The following is a 17436-nucleotide window of genomic DNA, read 5'->3' as shown; positions in this document are numbered from 1 at the left end:
ACAGTCATGTGCAAGGCAAAAGGGCCGTTATCTTATAGCAAAACGGCGGCCAGAGGCCGCCGTTTAGTGCATTGCGCAGGATTTTAAGCGGCCGTCACAGGCTCTTCCTTCGGCGCCGGTTTCGGCAGCGACGACAGGAACGCCATGATCAGCGCCGCCACATACGGCAGCGACTGCACCAGCAACATCACCACCCAGAAGCGTATGTCATTGCTCGGCAGGCCCTGCACCAGGTAAATGCCCAGTGCCGCGCCCCACAACAGCAGCATGATGAACATCTCTTCCCGGGCTTCGGAAATCGCGACCCAGAAACCGTGGTTATCGGCGTTCTTCGGTGTACGAAAGAACGGAATGCTGGTGGTGAAGAAGCCGTACAGCACCGCCTTGGCGATGGTGTGGGACAACGCCAACCCGGCCAGTGCCGCGCAGAACGCATCTTTCAGGTTCACACCCACCGCACGACGGTAGAGGAAGATAATCTTGCCGACCTTGAACACGAACAACGCCAACGGCGGGATCGCGAAAATCAGCAGCGGCGGGTCAACCCGCGTCGGCACGATAATCATCGCCGCCGACCACAGCAGGGCGCCCACGGTGAAGAAGATGTTCATGCCGTCTGCCACCCACGGCAACCAGCCCGCGAGAAAGTGGTAGCGCTGGCCACGGGTCAGCTCGGTGTCCTTGCCGCGCAGGAGGCTCGCGGTGTGACGCTTGATGATCTGAATCGCTCCGTAGGCCCAGCGGAAACGCTGCTTCTTGAAGTCGATAAAGGTATCGGGCATCAGGCCCTTGCCGTAGCTGTCGTGGTAGTACGCCGCCGACAGGCCTTTCTCGAATACCCGCAGGCCCAGCTCGGCATCTTCGCAGATGCACCAGTCGGCCCAGCCCAGTTCTTCAAGCACCGAACGCCGGGTCATGGTCATGGTGCCGTGCTGGATGATCGCGTCACGGTCGTTGCGGGTGACCATGCCGATATGGAAGAAGCCTTTGTATTCGGCGTAGCAGAGCTTCTTGAAGGTGCTTTCGTTCTGGTCGCGATAATCCTGTGGCGACTGCACCACCGCGATTTTCGGGTCGGCGAAGTGCGGCACCATGTGCTTGAGCCAGTTTGGCGACACGCAGTAATCGGAGTCGATCACCGCGATCACTTCGGCATCCTTGGCGGTATGCGGGATCAGGTAGTTCAGCGCGCCGCCCTTGAAACCGGCCAGGGGCGAGACGTGGAAGAACTTGAAGCGCGGGCCCAGGGTTTCGCAGTAGTCGCGCACTGGCTCCCACACGGCCGGGTCCTTAGTGTTGTTGTCGATGATCAGGACTTCGTAGTCCGGATAGTCGAGGGCGGCCAGGGCGTCGAGGGTCTGTTTGACCATCTCCGGCGGCTCGTTGTAGCACGGCACGTGGATCGAGACTTTCGGGCGGTAGTCCGAATCCCCTTCAACCGGCAGGAATTCACGCCGGCGTTTGTGGGTCCAGACCGCTTCCGCCAGTTCATGGGCCTCGGTCAGCAGCACGATGAATACGCCCAGGGCGCCGAGGGCCAGGAGGATGCCCACGGTAACGCTGAACCAGGTGCTGTATTGCTGGCTGTAGTCGTAACCGATCCACACCAGCACCGAACCGCACAGGAACGCGATGAAGGTCAGGAAGGTCCGGCCTCGCTGGCGCAGGGCCGAGCCGTCGATCATCAGCAGCGTCAGGGACAGCAGCGCAAGCACCACCGAACCGATGGCCAGCACCCGCCATTGCGGGATCGCTACCACCGGCCCTTCAAAGTTGAATTTCTGCTGGCGTGCGGCGTTGAACACGCCCCAGTAGGCGCCCGCCGAGCCTTCATCGCTGACTTTCCACGGCTGGTCGAAAGCCTCGATCACGAAGTAGTTGTAGCCCTGGCGATTGAGCTTGTTCACCAGTGTGCGCAGGTAAATTGCCTGGTCGGCCGGGGACGTTTCATTGCCACCACGCATGCGGCCGTTACTCGGCCAGCCAACCTCCGACAGCAGCAGCGGCTTTTTCGGGAACAATTTCTTCAGGTCCCGGGCGCGGTCGAGTACGTACTGGCCGGCCTTGTCCATCGGAATGAATTCCCAGAACGGCAGGATGTGCGCGGCGATCAGGTCGACGTGCTTGGCCAGTTGCGGGTTCTTTTCCCAGATGTGCCATTGCTCGGAAGTCGTCACCGGTACTTTCACGGCGGCGCGCACCCGGTCCAGCAGCACGATCAGCGCCTCCGGGGTGATTTCTTCACGGAACAGCGCTTCGTTACCCACCACCACCCGCACGACGCTGCGGGAGTTGTTGGCGATTTCGATGGCACGCTGGATCTCGCGCTCGTTGCGCTCGAGGTCCGGGCTGATCCAGATACCCAGGGTCACCCGCAGGCCGAACTCTTCCGCCAGCTTGGGGATATCCCCCAGGGTGCCGTCGACCGAGTAGGTACGGATGTTGTCCGTCAGCTTGCTCATGATCGCAAGGTCCTGACGCATTTGATCGTCAGTCGGATACTGGTCTTTCTGTGGGAACTGGCCTTGCTGGAACGGCGAGTAGGAAAAACCGGAGATCTGTTCAGGCCAGTTAGGGGCAGTGACCGGGCGGTTGATCAGCGCCCAGAAGCCGGTGAACAGCGCGGCAATTGCCAGCACTACCACCAGGTTGAGTCCAAATTTACGCGATGACATGGCTATTTCGGGTTCCAAAGGGTGTGGAACGAAAAGAGGTGTCGGCCTGCGCCGAACGGCGCGCATCCTACACCGGCCTTTCACTGACCGTACAGCAAGCCGAGAAAAACCGGACATTGGGCAGCGAAAGTTCACCTAAGTTCTTTACTTGTAGCTGGATGCGTCGAACTTGTCGCGGCAACGCCCTATAATGCGCGCCGGTTTTTGGGGTAATGGTCATGAGTACAGAAGATCCGCGGTTTGCCGGCGTCGCCCGCTTGTATGGCATTGAAGGCCTGGAACGCTTGAAGGCGGCCCACGTGGCCATCGTCGGCGTGGGCGGTGTGGGCTCGTGGGCGGCGGAAGCCATCGCCCGTTGCGGGGTGAGCGAAATTTCGCTGTTTGACCTGGATGATGTGTGCGTCAGCAACAGCAACCGTCAGTTGCATGCGCTGGACAGCACGGTGGGCAAGGCCAAGGTCGAGGTCATGGCTGAGCGCCTGAAGGGCATCAACCCGGACTGCACCGTGCATGCGGTGGCGGATTTCGTCACCCGCGAGACCATGGCCGAGTACATCACGCCGAACATTGATTGCGTGATCGACTGCATCGACAGCGTCAACGCCAAGGCCGCGCTGATCGCCTGGTGCAAGCGGCGCAAGATCCAGATCATCACCACTGGCGGCGCGGGTGGGCAGATTGATCCGACGCTGATTCAGGTGTGTGATTTGAACCGTACGTTCAATGACCCGCTGGCGTCGAAAGTGCGCTCCACCCTGCGCCGCGACTATGGCTTCTCTCGCACCGTGACCCGCCATTACAGTGTGCCCTGCGTGTTTTCCACCGAACAACTGCGTTATCCAAAGCCGGACGGCAGCATCTGTTTGCAGAAGAGTTTTGTCGGAGATGGCGTGAAACTGGACTGCGCCGGCGGGTTTGGCGCGGTGATGATGGTCACCGCGACTTTTGGCATGGTGGCGGCGACCAAGGCGGTGGACAAGATTGTGGCCGGGGTGCGCCGGCCTGCTGACAGAGTTCAGGCAACACCGATCTCTGCACCCTGAAAAGATCAAAATGTGGGAGCGGGCTTGCTCGCGAAAGCGGTGTATCAGTCGACCTATCTGGTGACTGACACTCCGCCTTCGCGAGCAAGCCCGCTCCCACATTTAGTTTTGTGTGAGGCTTAACTTCCGCATGCGCTGAAGCACTGCATTCAGACCATTGCTGCGTGACGGTGATAGCTGCCGCGACAGACCCAGTTGATTGAACCAGTCGGGCAAGTCGACCGCCTGCAACTCAGCGGCAGACAAACCGTTAACCCGTGCCAGCAACAACGCCACCAGCCCGCGTATCAGGCGCGCATCGCTGCTGGCGGCAAACTGCCAGTGGCCATCCTGCAAGCGCCCCACCAGCCACACCAGGCTCTCACAGCCCTGCACCAGGTTGGCGTCGACCTTGTCTTCATCCGGCAAGGCGGGAAGACGCTCGCCCCATTGCATCAGCAGGCGGGCCCGTTGTTCCCAACTGCCGACGGCCTGGAATGCTTCCAGCGCGATAACGGCCTCCGGCGGCAAACTCATCGCAGCATATCCAGGGCTTGATCCAGCGCTTCAAAAAAGCGTTCCAGGTCATCGGAATCGTTGTACAGCGCCAGCGACACCCGAATCGCCCCCGACAATCCCATCTGCTTGAGCAGCGGCATCGCACAATGATGGCCGGCGCGTACGGCAATCCCTTGTTCAGTCAGCAAGTGGGCGAGGTCGGCGTTGTGTACGCCTTCCACCACAAAACTGGCCAGGGCCACTTGCGGCGAACCCAGCAGGCGCACGCCGTTGCGGGCTTGCAGGCCGCGCAACAGGTAGTCGTGCAAAGCGGCTTCGTGGGCCGTCACGGCTTGTTGATCCAGGGAACTCAGGTAATCCAGGGTTGCGCCCAGGCCGATCACGCTGGCGATCGGCGGTGTTCCGGCTTCGAAACCAAGGGGCGCGGGGCGGAAGCTGGCGCTTTGATAGTCGGCCAGTTGCACCATCTCGCCTCCAAACTGCCAATGGCGCAGGTGATGCAGGGCTTCGGTGCGACCGTAAAGCACGCCGACGCCATCCGGACCGTAGAGCTTGTGGCTGGAAAACACGTAGAAGTCACAGCCCAGGGCCTGCATGTCATGGCGACCATGAACGACGCCCTGGGCGCCATCGACCACCGTCAGTGCGTCGTGGGCCTTGGCCAGGGCCAGCAATTGCGGCAACGGCTGCCAGGCGCCAAGCACGTTGGACAGTTGGCTCACCGCCAGCAGGCGGGTGCGCGGGCCGATCATTCGGGCGGCGGCTTGCAGGTCGATCAAGCCGTCATCGTTAAGCGGCAGTACCACCAACTCCAGCCCGCGACGTTTGGCCAATTGTTGCCACGGCAGCAGGTTGGCGTGGTGCTCCAGGGCGCTGATGACAATTTCGTCGCCCGGGTTGAATAGGTGCTCAAGGCCATAGGCCAGGAGGTTCAGCGCCGACGTCGCGCCGTGGGTGAAGATGATTTGCCCGTTGTCACCGACGTTCAGCCACTGCGCCACTTTACTGCGACTGTCCTCGAACGCCTGGGTCGCATGGGCGCCCGGCAAATGCTGGGCACGGTGCACATTGGCTGCGCCATTGGCGTAGTAATGGCTGATGGCGTCCAACAAGGCTTGAGGTTTTTGCGTGGTGGCGGCGTTGTCCAGATAGGTCTGGTCTTGCCGTAGCAGGGTGGCGATGGCCGGGAAATCGGCGCGCCAGGGAGAGGGCACAAGCATGGTGATCAAGGCTCGTATAAACGGCCCACACCGGCAAGGTGTGGGCCGTCAGTGGCATCGAGTCGCTGCTTAGTTGTGAGCGTGCAGCGCTGCGTTCAGTTCGATGGCCGATTTGTGGGTTTTGCACTCCACGGCACCGGTCTCGGAGTTGCGGCGGAACAACAGGTCCGGCTGGCCGGCCAGCTCACGGGCCTTGACCACTTTGACCAGCTGGTTTGCTTCATCCAGCAGTGCAACCTTGGTACCGGCGGTGACGTACAGGCCCGATTCCACGGTGTTGCGGTCGCCCAACGGGATACCGATACCGGCGTTGGCGCCGATCAGGCAGCCTTCGCCGACCTTGATCACAATGTTGCCGCCGCCCGACAGGGTGCCCATGGTGGAGCAACCGCCGCCCAGGTCCGAACCCTTGCCGACGAATACGCCAGCCGACACACGGCCTTCGATCATGCCCGGGCCTTCGGTACCGGCGTTGAAGTTGACGAAACCTTCGTGCATCACGGTAGTGCCTTCGCCCACGTAGGCGCCCAGGCGGATGCGCGCGGCATCAGCAATGCGCACGCCGCTCGGCACTACGTAGTCGGTCATTTTCGGGAACTTGTCCACCGAGAACACTTCCAGCAGGTCGCCACGCAGGCGCGCTTCCAGTTGACGCTCGGCCAGCTCGGCGATGTCGATCGCGCCCTGGCTGGTCCAGGCCACGTTCGGCAGTTGCGGGAACACACCGGCCAGGCTCAGGCCGTGTGGCTTGACCAAGCGATGGGACAGCAGGTGCAGCTTGAGGTAAGCCTCAGGGGTGGACGTCAGTGCGGCGTCTTCGGCCAGCAGGGTGGCGACCAGTGGCGTGTGGCTTTCAGCCAGGCGGCTCAACAGAGCGGCTTGGGCAGCGTCGACGCCTTTGAGCGCGTCAGCCAGTTGCAGGGCCTGGGTGACGGTGAAAGTGATCGCCTGGTTGCCTTCGGTGTAACCGAGGATCGGCGCGATGGCAGCGATGACTTCAGCCGATGGATTGAGCAGCGGTTGTGCGTAAAACACTTCCAGCCAAGCACCTTGGCGGTTCTGAGTGCCGACGCCGAAGCCCAGGCTGAACAGGGAGTTGGACATGCTGTTACCTCTACAAAAATGGTGTGGGCAGGCCTACTTGAGGGCCGCCGAATAGCTATCTGGCTTGAAGCCAATCAGGGTTTTGTCACCGAGATCAAGCACAGGTCGCTTGATCATCGAGGGTAGCGCGAGCATCAATTCAATGGCTTTCGCTTGGTCGAGATCGGCTTTGCGTTCGTCTTCGAGTTTGCGAAAGGTGGTGCCCGCACGGTTCAAAACCACCTGCCAACCGTGCTCATTGCACCATTGGGCCAAGTGTTCGCGGTCGATACCGGCCGTTTTGTAGTCATGAAACTCATACTTGATAGCGTGTTCATCGAGCCAGGTGCGCGCCTTTTTCATGGTGTCGCAGGCTTTGATGCCGAAAAGGTGCAGCGTTTTGCTTGAATCGGTCAAGGAATTGCCCCCCTTTGGGCTGACGCAAATGAAAGGTCACGGATTATGCCATGGCCAGCGGCTTTCGGCGCCGCTCGTCAACATTACGTTTTGCTCGCGTGCGACTTTTGTGCAAAGGCCATCGCGCAGCATAGGCGGCTAATATGGCACTTCAACGGCGAGTTGTTGCCTGATGTGTGTTGTTGCAAGTTGATTGTCTGGGAATCCCGCGTTATGCAAACCGCCTACACCGTACTTATCCTGCTGATGCTGGTCAGCGTTTCGCGCCTTGTCGGGCGCATCATCCCACTGCCGTTGCCACTGGTGCAGATCGCCGCCGGTGCCTTGCTGGCCTGGCCGACCCTGGGGCTGCATGTGGCCCTGGACCCTGAGTTGTTTCTGTTCCTGTTTCTGCCGCCGCTGCTGTTCTCGGACGGCTGGCGCATGCCCAAGAGAGAATTGTGGCGCCTGCGCGGGCCGATCCTGACGCTGGCGGTGGGCCTGGTGCTGTTCACCGTGGTCGGTGCCGGGTACTTCATTCATTGGTTGTTGCCGAGTATTCCACTGCCGGTGGCTTTCGCCCTGGCGGCCGTGTTGTCGCCAACGGATGCCGTGGCGGTGTCGGCCATTTCCCAGAATCGCTTGCCGACGCCTTTGATGCATATGCTTCAGGGCGAGGCGCTGATGAATGATGCTTCGGGCCTGGTGACCTTCAAGTTTGCCCTGGTGGCGGCGGTAACCGGGGTGTTCTCCCTGGCCAATGCCAGCCTGACATTTGTGCTGGTAGCCGTCGGTGGCCTGGCCATCGGCGTAGCGTTGAGCTGGCTGGTGGGCCGCCTGCGGTCCTGGATGATTGCCCGGGGCTGGGACGACCCGGCGACGCACGTGGTGTTCATGTTGCTGCTGCCGTTCGCTGCCTACGTGCTGGCTGAACGCCTTGGCGCATCGGGGATCTTGTCGGCGGTGGCCGCAGGGATGATGCAAAGCTGGCTCGACCTGCTGCCGCGCCAGACCAGCACCCGCTTGCTTAATCGCAGTGTCTGGTCGCTGCTGGAGTTTGCCTTCAACGGTCTGATCTTCCTGCTGTTGGGCCTGCAATTGCCGGACATTATCAAGGCGGTGGTCAGCCATGAGCCGACGCTGTGGCCGACGTTGCTGTATCGCTGCCTGGACGTTATCGCGATTTTCCTGGTGCTGGTGGTGTTGCGGTTTATCTGGGTGCAAAGCATCTGGCGCCTGTCGGGATTGCTGCGCCGCCTGCGTGGGAAAAGTGAGCTGACGCTGGTACCAACGGCCCGTTCCTGCTGGCTGTTGACCGTGGGTGGGGTGCGTGGTGCGGTGACCCTGGCGGGTGTGATGTCGGTGCCGTTGCTGCTGGCTCCCGGTGAAGCGTTTCCGGAGCGCGACCTGCTGATCTTCATCGCCGCCGGTGTGATCCTGCTGTCGCTCGTCGCGGCCTGCATCGCTTTGCCGCTGCTGTTGCGCGGCATCGAGAAGAGCCCGGATGAGAAACGCCACAATGAAGTGCGCGAGGCCTGGAAGAAGACCGCCGTGGCGGCTATCCATGCACTCGAAACCGAAGAACCCGCTGAAGCTGCACCTCTGGATGCCGCTCAGGCAGCCTTGGCCACCGAGCTCAAGGCGCGGTTGATGTCGGAGTATCGTCATCAATTGGAGGTGTTCAATGATTCGGCCGAAGCCCAGGCGCTGGCGTTTCAGATGGACCAACTGGAGCGCAAGTTGCGGCTCAAGGCCCTGCGGGCGCAGCGCCTGGAGCTGTATAGCCTGAGTCGTCACCACCAGATTGGTGATGACGTGCTACGGGAGGTGTTGGCGGATCTGGATATGAGCGAGGCGAACCTGGGTCACGTCAAATAACACCGCGGTGCTTACTTGTGGCGAGGGAGCTTGCGCCCGCTGGGTGACGAAGTCGCCCCAACGCTGGCGACTTCATTCATGCAGGGAAACAGCGTCAGCCGGTTTACGACTGCTGCGCAGCCGAGCGGGAGCAAGCTCCCTCGCCACATTCAGAGCAATTATTTATTGCGAGTGATGAAGTCGCGAATCCGCTCGGCTGCTTCCACACACTCGGCCAGCGGCGCAACCAGTGCCAGGCGCACACGCCCGGCGCCTGGGTTGACCCCGTCCACTTCCCGCGACAGGTACGAACCCGGTACCACGGTCACGTGTTCTTCCACGAACAAGTCCCGGCAGAACGCCGCATCGTCGCCACTCACGTTCGGCCACAGGTAGAACCCGCCGTCCGGGTTTTGCACGTCCAGCACCGGCTTCAGGATCGCCAGCACGGCATCAAACTTCTGCCGGTACAGATCACGGTTGGCCTGCACGTGGGCTTCGTCCTGCCAGGCGGCGATGCTCGCCAGTTGGGTTTGCACCGGCATCGCGCAGCCGTGGTAGGTGCGGTACAGCAGGAAACCCTTGAGGATTTCGGCATCCCCGGCCACAAAGCCCGAACGCAGGCCCGGCAGGTTGGAGCGCTTGGACAGGCTGTGGAACACCACGCAACGCTTGAAGTCCTGGCGACCCAGTTCGACGCAGGCACTGAGCAGGCCCGGCGGCGGGGTTTGTTCGTCGAAGTACAACTCGCTGTAGCACTCGTCGGCGGCGATCACGAAGTCGTATTCGTCGGCCAGGGCGATCAGTTTTTTCAGGGTGTCGACGGGAATCAGTGCGCCGGTCGGGTTGCCTGGCGAGCACAGGAACAGGATCTGGCAGCGTTTCCAGATGTCTGGCGACACGGCGTCGAAATCCGGGTTGAAGCCGCTTTCATCCAGGCACGGCAGGTAATGCGGCTTGGCCCCGGCGAGGAACGCAGCGCCTTCGTAGATCTGATAGAACGGGTTTGGGCTGACCACCAGCGCGTCGTCGCCACGGTTGACCACGGTCTGGGTGAAGGCGAACAGCGCTTCACGGGTGCCGTTCACCGGCAGGATATTGCGCGCCGGGTCGAGCCAGCCCTTGGGCACGCTGAAACGACGTTCGCACCAGGCGCCAATGGCTTCGCGCAGGGCGGGAATGCCCAGGGTGGTCGGGTACACCGCCATCTGGTCGAGGTTGTTGGCCAGCGCGTCGGCGACGAACTGCGGAGATTTATGCTTCGGCTCACCGATGGAGAGGGCGATCGGGCGTTTGTCCGGGTTCGGCGTGACGCTGCCCAGCAGGACGCGCAATTTCTCGAACGGGTAGGGCTGCAACTGGTTCAGGGCATTGTTCATCGATAAATCTCGTTCAATTCATTGGAAGCTGAAAATGGCGGTCGGTCAGATGCTCAAGCGTGACATCTCGACGCCGGTCTCCTGGTTGACGCTCAACTGCTGGACGATGGCTTCCTGCAAGCGTCGGCACAGTTCAGGGTCGGAAAGCGGCTGGTTGTCGGCATCGGTAATAAAGAACACGTCTTCCACCCGTTCGCCCAGGGTCGCAATCTTGGCGTTCTGCAACGACAGGTCGAACTCCAGGAAGATCGTGCCGATCCGCGCCAACAGGCCCGGGCGGTCCGGTGCGCTGAGTTCCAGCACCGTTACCGGGCGCTGGGCGTCGTTGTGGATAGTGACTTCGGGGGCGAACGCAAAGTGCTTGAGCTGGCGCGGTACCCGGCGTTGGATGATGGTCGGGTAGTCGTCAGGGTTGCGCAGCGCGTCGGTGAGGCCTTTGCGGATCTTTTTCACCCGCTCCGGGTTGTCGCCGATGGACTCGCCTTCCGTGTCGAGCACGATGTAGGTGTCGAGGGTGAACTGGCTGCTGGAGGTGATCACCCGGGCGTCGTGAATGTTCAGGTTGAGCTGGTCCATCGCGGCCACGGTCACGGCGAAGAAGTCGTGTTGGTCGGGTGCGTAGATGAAGATCTGCGTGCCGCCCTCGAACTCGCGCTGGGTGGTTTCCTTGATCAGCACCAGCGGCCCGCCATCGGCCGGCTGCTGCAGGATCGCGTCGCTGTGCCAGGCCACGTCGCCGGCGGTGTGGCGCAGGAAGTAGTCGTCTCCCAGCTGCGACCAGAGTTGCTCGACGTCGTCCGGGTCGTTGCCGCCACGCACCAGAATATCCAGGGCCGCGCTTTGGGTGCGGCGGATCTGCTCTTCGCGGTCTACCGGGTTCTCCAGGCCGCGACGCAGCGCGCGCTTGGTCTCGGTGTAGAGCTGGCGCAACAGGCTGGCGCGCCAGGAATTCCACAGCGTCGGGTTGGTGGCATTAATGTCGGAGACGGTGAGCACGTAGAGGTAGTCGAGGCGGATTTCGTCGCCGACGGCCAGGGCGAAGTCATGGATCACCTGCGGGTCGGACAAGTCCTTGCGCTGGGCGGTGGTGGACATCACCAGGTGGTTTTGCACCAGCCATACAATCAGGCGGCTGTCCCACAGCGGCAACTGGTGGCGCTGGCAGAACGCCTCGGCGTCCACGGCACCAATTTCCGAGTGGTCGCCGTGACGGCCCTTACCGATGTCGTGGTACAGGCCGGCAAGGTAGATCAGCTCAGGCTTGGGCAGCCGCGCCATGAGCTTGCTGGCCAGCGGGAATTTCTCTGACACCTGGGTGTACTGCAGCTTACGCAGGTGCTTGATCAGGTTCAGGGTGTGGGCGTCCACCGTATAGATGTGGAACAGGTCGTGCTGCATCTGCCCGACGATAAAGCCGAACTCCGGCAGGTAACGCCCGAGGATCCCGTAGCGGTTCATGCGCCGCAGGTTGCGGTGGATGCCGATCTTGCACTTGAACAGCTCGATAAACAGGCTGGTGTTGCGAATGTCGTTACGGAAGTCGTCGTCAATCAGGTGACGGTTTTCCCGCAGCAAGCGAATGGTGTCGGCGCGTACGCCTTTGATTTCCGGCTGCTGGGCCATCAACACAAAGATTTCCAGCATGGCGAACGGCGTACGTTTGAACACGTTGTCGTTGCGAGCCTCGATGTAGCCATCGTGCAACTGGAAGCGCGAGTTGATCGGCTGCGGCGGTGCTTCGTCTTCCGGGGCCAGGATCACTTCTTCGAAATGCTGAATGATCAGGTCGCTGAGCTGGGCAATGCTCATCACCACCCGGTAGTACTGCTGCATGAAGCTTTCGATGCTGGTCTTTGCGTCTTCGCCTTCAAACCCCAGCAAGGTGGCGATAGAGCGTTGGTGATCGAACAGCAGGCGGTCTTCGGAGCGGCCGGCCAGCATGTGCAACGCGTAGCGCACTTTCCAGAGAAATTCCTGGGAGGAGGCCAGCAGGGCGTTTTCGCTCTCCACCAGGAAGCCTTCCCCGGCCAGGGCACGCAGGTTCAGGGTGCCGTACTGGCGCCTCGCGACCCACAAAATCGTCTGGATATCCCGCAGCCCGCCCGGGGAGCCTTTGACGTTGGGTTCCAGGTTGTATTCGGTGTCGTTGTATTTGTGGTGCCGGGCTTTCTGTTCAGCACGCTTGGCCAGGAAGAAATCCTTGCTCGGCCACATGCGCGCGGTGCTGGTGACTTCCAGCATGCGCTGGCGCAGGCGCTCGGGGCCAGCGATGGTGCGGCTTTCCATCAGGTTGGTGATCACCGTCAGGTCGGCGCGGGCTTCCTGGGCGCATTCGTCCACTGAACGTACGCTTTGGCCGACCTCGAGGCCGATGTCCCACAACAGGGTCAGAAAACGCTCGATGGAATCGCGAAAAATCTCGTGATCGGCGCTGTCCAGCAAAATCAGTAGGTCGATGTCGGAGTAGGGGTGCAGTTCGCCACGGCCGTAGCCGCCGACTGCCACCAGGGCGATATCGGCGTCTTCACTCCAACTGAACTGTTCCCAGGCCTTTTGCAGCAGGTTGTCGACGAACCAGGCGCGGTCCTCGATCAGCCGGCGGATGTCCCGGCCCGTGCGGAAGCGCTCGTCGAGCACCTCGCGGGCCTGACGAATGGCCTTCTTGAAGGCGGCGATGGGGCTGGCCTTCAGCGCCAGTTCCGCCTGGAACTGGCCACGGTCGAAGAGTTCGGGATCCACCTGGGGCATTGATCGGTTTTCCTTTCTATCTATGGGTCACAGCGTTGCTATTAGAAAACCGGTGCAAACATTACGCCGAAACGCGAGGAATCGTGTCGTCGGCACGCAGGGTGAAGATCTCGTAGCCAGTGTCGGTGACCAGCAGGGTGTGTTCCCATTGGGCCGAGAGCTTGCGGTCCTTGGTGATGGCGGTCCAGCCGTCGCCCAGTACCTTGGTGTCGGCCTTGCCCTGGTTGATCATCGGCTCGATGGTGAAGGTCATGCCTGCCTTCAGCTCCATGCCGGTGCCGGCTCGGCCGTAGTGCAGGATCTGCGGCTCTTCGTGGAACACTTTGCCGATGCCGTGGCCGCAGAATTCACGCACCACCGAGAAGCCGTTCTTTTCAGCGTGCTTCTGGATGATTTCACCGATGTCGCCCAGGCGGCAGCCAGGCTTGACGATCTCGATGGCCTTGTACATGCATTCCTGGGTCACTTGCGACAGGCGCTCGGCCCAGACCGGCACGGAGCCGACGTGGAACATGCGGCTGGTGTCGCCGTGGTAGCCGTCCTTGATGACGGTGACGTCGATGTTCAGGGTGTCACCGTCTTTCAGCGGCTTGTCGCCGGGAATCCCGTGGCACACCACGTGGTTGATCGAGGTGCAGATCGACTTGGGGAAACCCTTGTAGTTCAGCGGCGCAGGGATGGCCTTTTGCACGTCGACGATATAGTCGTGGCAAATGCGGTCCAGCGCTTCGGTGGTGACGCCGGGCTTGACGTGTTCGGCAATCATTTCCAGCACGTCGGCAGCCAGTTTGCCGGCAACGCGCATGCCAGCGATGTCTTCGGCGGTTTTGAGGGTGACGGTCATACAGGCTCTCTCTAGCGCGACGCGCTGAAATCAATACGGTTTACGGGTGTGCGACAAAAGGTTGCAGAATTCGCACAAGCCCAAAAAACGCGATTCTAGCAGACGCGGGGGTGAAACCATGAGCGTCTGGCGATCGCTTCTGTCTATAAGGATGGGGGCATTCTGGCTCTATTCAAAGGCTTAGGCAAAAGCGACTGACGGCAAATGTGATTGCGGGTTTCGTTTTTGCAAGCTCTGTGGTATAAAATGCGCCGCTTTCCGGGGATACCCCGCAAAGCTTAAATCCACACACGTGTCGACACGATGACCTGGGTGCCGGAGGCGAATGCCGCTGGTTGGTCATTGGGATACGTGGAGGCCAAACCCGACTTATTAAGGAACTATCATGTCCCAAGTCAACATGCGCGATATGCTGAAGGCCGGTGTGCACTTCGGTCACCAGACCCGTTACTGGAACCCGAAAATGGGTAAATACATTTTCGGCGCGCGTAACAAGATCCACATTATCAACCTTGAAAAAACCCTGCCAATGTTCAACGAAGCTCTGACTTTCGTAGAGCGCCTGGCCCAGGGCAAAAACAAGATTCTGTTCGTCGGCACCAAGCGTTCCGCTGGCAAGATCGTTGCTGAAGAAGCAGCACGTTGCGGTTCGCCGTACGTCGATCACCGCTGGTTGGGCGGCATGCTGACCAACTTCAAAACCATCCGTGCTTCCATCAAGCGTCTGCGTGACCTTGAAGTGCAAGCCGAAGACGGTACTTTCGCCAAGCTGACCAAGAAAGAGGCGCTGATGCGTACTCGCGACCTGGAAAAGCTCGATCGTTCCCTGGGTGGTATCAAGGACATGGGCGGTCTGCCTGACGCACTGTTCGTTATCGACGTTGATCACGAGCGCATCGCGATCACCGAAGCCAACAAGCTGGGCATCCCGGTTATCGGCGTAGTCGATACCAACAGCAGCCCGGATGGCGTTGACTACATCATCCCAGGCAACGATGACGCAATCCGCGCTATCCAGCTGTACATGGGTTCGATGGCTGACGCTGTAATCCGTGGCCGCAACCACGTTGCTGGCGGCACCGAGCAGTTCGTTGAAGAAGCTCCGGTAGCAGCAGCTGAGTAACTGACGCCTTGGCGTTGACTCAGTAAGCAAAAAGGGGGCTTGGCCCCCTTTTTGCCACCTCGAAAACCATTTGTCGGCAGCGCAGCTACAACATCTGTAACGTGCAGCGGCCTACAAGGGTGATTCGGGAAGAATTGATCGCCCGTTCAATCGGGTGGAATGGTTGAAAACCTATCCAAGAGGATTTTGAAAATGGCAGAGATTACTGCAGCGTTGGTTAAAGAACTGCGTGAGCGTACCGGCGAAGGCATGATGGATTGCAAAAAGGCCTTGACCAAGGCCGGCGGCGACATCGAAAAAGCCATTGATGACATGCGTGCTTCGGGCGCCATCAAGGCAGCCAAGAAAGCAGGCAACGTAGCTGCTGAAGGCGCTATCGCTCTTAAAGAAGACGGTAAAACCGCCGTTCTGCTGGAAGTGAACTCGCAGACCGACTTCCTGGCTCTGCAGGACGACTTCAAGGCATTTGTTGCTGCAAGCGTTGAAAAAGCGTTCGCTGACAAGCTGACTGACGTCGCTCCGCTGATCGAAGCTCAAGAAGCTGCTCGCCTGGTACTGGTCGGCAAAGTTGGCGAAAACGTCAACATCCGTCGCCTGACTCGCGTTGAAGGTGATGTTGTCGGTGGTTACCTGCACGGTAACAAGATCGGCGTTGTGGTTGCCCTTAAAGGCGGCAACGTTGAGCTGGCCAAAGACATCGCTATGCACGTAGCGGCCAGCAACCCTGAATTCCTGCTGCCATCGGAAGTGTCCGCTGAAGCAATCGAACGCGAAAAAGCCGTGTTCCTGAGCCTCAACGCTGACAAAATCGCCGGCAAGCCGGAAAACATCGTTGAAAACATGATCAAAGGCCGCATCAGCAAGTTCCTGGCTGAGGCTTCCCTGGTTGAGCAGGCGTTCGTCAAGAACCCTGAAATCAAGGTTGGCGAACTGGCCAAGAAAGCCGGTGCTGAAATCGTTTCCTTCACTTACTACAAAGTAGGCGACGGTATCGAGAAGCCGGTCGACAACTTCGCTGAAGAAGTTGCTGCCCAGCTGGCTGCCGCCAAGCAGTAAGACAGTTTTCAACTGTCGCCCAAAAGAGGCTGCCCGCTTACGCGCGCAGCCTCTTTTCAAATGGGGTGATCGATTTTTATTGGTTTCCCTTTGGAACTGGCTTACAAAGCCGTGTTCCGATGGCGCTGTGACAGCGTCAAGCTAGAGTGAACGCAGGCCGTAAACGGCTTGCCAAGAATTTTCAAAAAATACGCCGCAGGAGAGATTCGCAATGGCTCAGCAGGGCAGTGGTCATCAGGCTCGCTATAAACGCATTCTACTCAAGCTTAGCGGCGAGGCCCTGATGGGCTCGGAAGAGTTTGGGATCGATCCCAAAGTGCTCGATCGCATGGCGCTGGAAGTCGGCCAACTGGTCGGTATCGGTGTTCAGGTTGGTCTGGTGATCGGCGGCGGCAACCTGTTCCGCGGTGCGGCACTGAGCGCTGCTGGCATGGATCGGGTGACAGGCGACCACATGGGCATGCTGGCCACTGTGATGAACGCCCTGGCGATGCGTGACGCCCTTGAGCGCGCCAACATCACCGCCATCGTCATGTCGGCTATTTCCATGGTTGGCGTAACGGATCACTATGATCGTCGCAAAGCCATGCGTCACCTGGATGCCAAAGAGGTAGTGATTTTTGCTGCCGGTACCGGCAACCCGTTCTTTACCACCGATTCGGCAGCTTGCCTGCGTGGTATCGAGATCAACGCGGACGTGGTGCTCAAAGCCACCAAGGTTGACGGTGTTTACACCGCAGACCCATTCAAAGACCCGCATGCCGAGAAGTTCGATCATCTGACTTATGATGAAGTGCTGGATCGCAAGCTGGGCGTGATGGACCTGACGGCAATCTGCTTGTGCCGCGACCACAAGATGCCGCTGCGCGTATTTAACATGAACAAGCCCGGCGCCCTGCTGAACATCGTACACGGCGGCGCGGAAGGGACTCTGATCGAGGAAATCGAACAATGATCAACGAAATCAAAAAAGACGCTCAAGAGCGCATGCAGAAATCCCTGGACTCTCTGAACCATGCATTTGGCCAGATTCGTACCGGCAAGGCTCACCCAAGCATTCTGGGCAGCGTGATGGTGCCGTACTACGGCGCTGATACCTCCATCACCCAAGTGGCCAACATCACTGTAAAAGATTCGCGCACCCTGCAAGTCGTAGCCTTTGAGCGCAACATGCTCGGCGCCGTCGACAAAGCCATCCAGAGCGCCGGCCTGAACCTCAATCCGACCAACCTGGGCGAATTGTTGTTGATCTCCATGCCAGCCCTGACCGAAGAAACCCGCAAGGGCTTCACCAAGCAGGCGCGCAGCGCAGCTGAAGATGCACGTGTTGCCGTGCGCAACATTCGTCGTGATGCCTTGGGTGACCTGAAGAAGCTGGTCAAGGACAAGGAAATCAGTGAAGACGAAGAGCGCCGTGCCGTCGCCGATATCGATAAGCTGACTAAAGATGCCGAGGCCCAGATCACCAAGGCCACGGAAGATAAAGAAAAGGACCTGATGGCCGTATAAGGGGT

14 protein-coding genes are annotated in these 17436 nt (G+C 60.0%); 6 read left to right on the top strand and 8 right to left on the bottom strand.

The window, feature by feature from the left end:
• Window positions 1-83: 83 nt before the first annotated feature.
• Window positions 84-2675 (bottom strand): glycosyltransferase, encoded by a 2592-nt coding sequence (locus tag AU074_RS17610; protein WP_076015798.1) that lies wholly within the window; start codon window positions 2673-2675, stop codon window positions 84-86.
• A gap of 218 nt (window positions 2676-2893) precedes the next feature.
• On the opposite strand from AU074_RS17610, the gene tcdA reads away from it, so the two are divergent.
• Entirely contained in the window at window positions 2894-3718 is an 825-nt protein-coding gene (tcdA, locus tag AU074_RS17605; RefSeq protein ID WP_371916631.1) for a tRNA cyclic N6-threonylcarbamoyladenosine(37) synthase TcdA, read from the top strand.
• A 102-nt stretch (window positions 3719-3820) separates the two neighbouring features.
• Here the strand turns inward: tcdA and AU074_RS17600 are convergent, their stop codons facing one another.
• The 4 genes from AU074_RS17600 to AU074_RS17585 form a co-directional block, all read right to left on the bottom strand.
• Complete coding sequence (locus AU074_RS17600; RefSeq protein ID WP_076015796.1) at window positions 3821-4234, bottom strand: SufE family protein; 414 nt, start codon at window positions 4232-4234, stop codon at window positions 3821-3823.
• Entirely contained in the window at window positions 4231-5436 is a 1206-nt protein-coding gene (locus AU074_RS17595) for an aminotransferase class V-fold PLP-dependent enzyme (RefSeq protein ID WP_076015795.1), read from the bottom strand. The genes AU074_RS17600 and AU074_RS17595 overlap by 4 nt, the downstream gene beginning before the upstream one ends.
• Window positions 5437-5505: 69 nt before the next feature.
• On the bottom strand, window positions 5506-6540 hold the full coding sequence (gene dapD / locus AU074_RS17590; protein WP_076015794.1) for a 2,3,4,5-tetrahydropyridine-2,6-dicarboxylate N-succinyltransferase: 1035 nt from the start codon (window positions 6538-6540) through the stop codon (window positions 5506-5508).
• A 33-nt stretch (window positions 6541-6573) separates the two neighbouring features.
• Entirely contained in the window at window positions 6574-6936 is a 363-nt protein-coding gene (locus tag AU074_RS17585) for an ArsC family reductase (protein ID WP_076015793.1), read from the bottom strand.
• A gap of 213 nt (window positions 6937-7149) precedes the next feature.
• Here AU074_RS17585 and AU074_RS17580 point away from each other — a divergent pair, with 213 nt between their 5' ends.
• Window positions 7150-8793: a Na+/H+ antiporter gene (locus AU074_RS17580; RefSeq protein WP_076015792.1), complete on the top strand. Its 1644-nt coding sequence runs from the start codon at window positions 7150-7152 to the stop codon at window positions 8791-8793.
• Between the two features lie 158 nt (window positions 8794-8951).
• Here the strand turns inward: AU074_RS17580 and dapC are convergent, their stop codons facing one another.
• From dapC to map, 3 genes are all read right to left on the bottom strand, one after another.
• Entirely contained in the window at window positions 8952-10151 is a 1200-nt protein-coding gene (gene dapC / locus AU074_RS17575) for a succinyldiaminopimelate transaminase (protein ID WP_076015791.1), read from the bottom strand.
• Window positions 10152-10196: 45 nt separating this feature from the next.
• A complete protein-coding gene (locus AU074_RS17570; protein ID WP_076015790.1) occupies window positions 10197-12899 on the bottom strand; it encodes a [protein-PII] uridylyltransferase in 2703 nt (900 codons plus the stop codon).
• A 61-nt stretch (window positions 12900-12960) separates the two neighbouring features.
• Window positions 12961-13743: a type I methionyl aminopeptidase gene (gene map, locus AU074_RS17565; protein WP_076015789.1), complete on the bottom strand. Its 783-nt coding sequence runs from the start codon at window positions 13741-13743 to the stop codon at window positions 12961-12963.
• Between the two features lie 385 nt (window positions 13744-14128).
• On the opposite strand from map, the gene rpsB reads away from it, so the two are divergent.
• The 4 genes from rpsB to frr all read left to right on the top strand — a co-directional run bounded on the left by rpsB (window position 14129) and on the right by frr (window position 17431).
• A complete protein-coding gene (rpsB, locus tag AU074_RS17560) occupies window positions 14129-14866 on the top strand; it encodes a 30S ribosomal protein S2 (protein ID WP_048719953.1) in 738 nt (245 codons plus the stop codon).
• Between the two features lie 192 nt (window positions 14867-15058).
• Window positions 15059-15922 (top strand): translation elongation factor Ts, encoded by an 864-nt coding sequence (tsf, locus tag AU074_RS17555; RefSeq protein WP_076015788.1) that lies wholly within the window; start codon window positions 15059-15061, stop codon window positions 15920-15922.
• Between the two features lie 211 nt (window positions 15923-16133).
• Complete coding sequence (gene pyrH / locus AU074_RS17550; protein WP_003219327.1) at window positions 16134-16877, top strand: UMP kinase; 744 nt, start codon at window positions 16134-16136, stop codon at window positions 16875-16877.
• Window positions 16874-17431: a ribosome recycling factor gene (gene frr, locus AU074_RS17545; protein ID WP_010176756.1), complete on the top strand. Its 558-nt coding sequence runs from the start codon at window positions 16874-16876 to the stop codon at window positions 17429-17431. Before pyrH ends, frr begins: the two co-directional genes overlap by 4 nt.
• The last annotated feature ends 5 nt before the right edge of the window (window positions 17432-17436 follow it).

The sequence above is a fragment of the Pseudomonas sp. ATCC PTA-122608 genome (assembly GCF_001952855.1).
GTDB lineage: Bacteria > Pseudomonadota > Gammaproteobacteria > Pseudomonadales > Pseudomonadaceae > Aquipseudomonas.
This window is presented reverse-complemented; position numbering and strand designations above follow the sequence as displayed.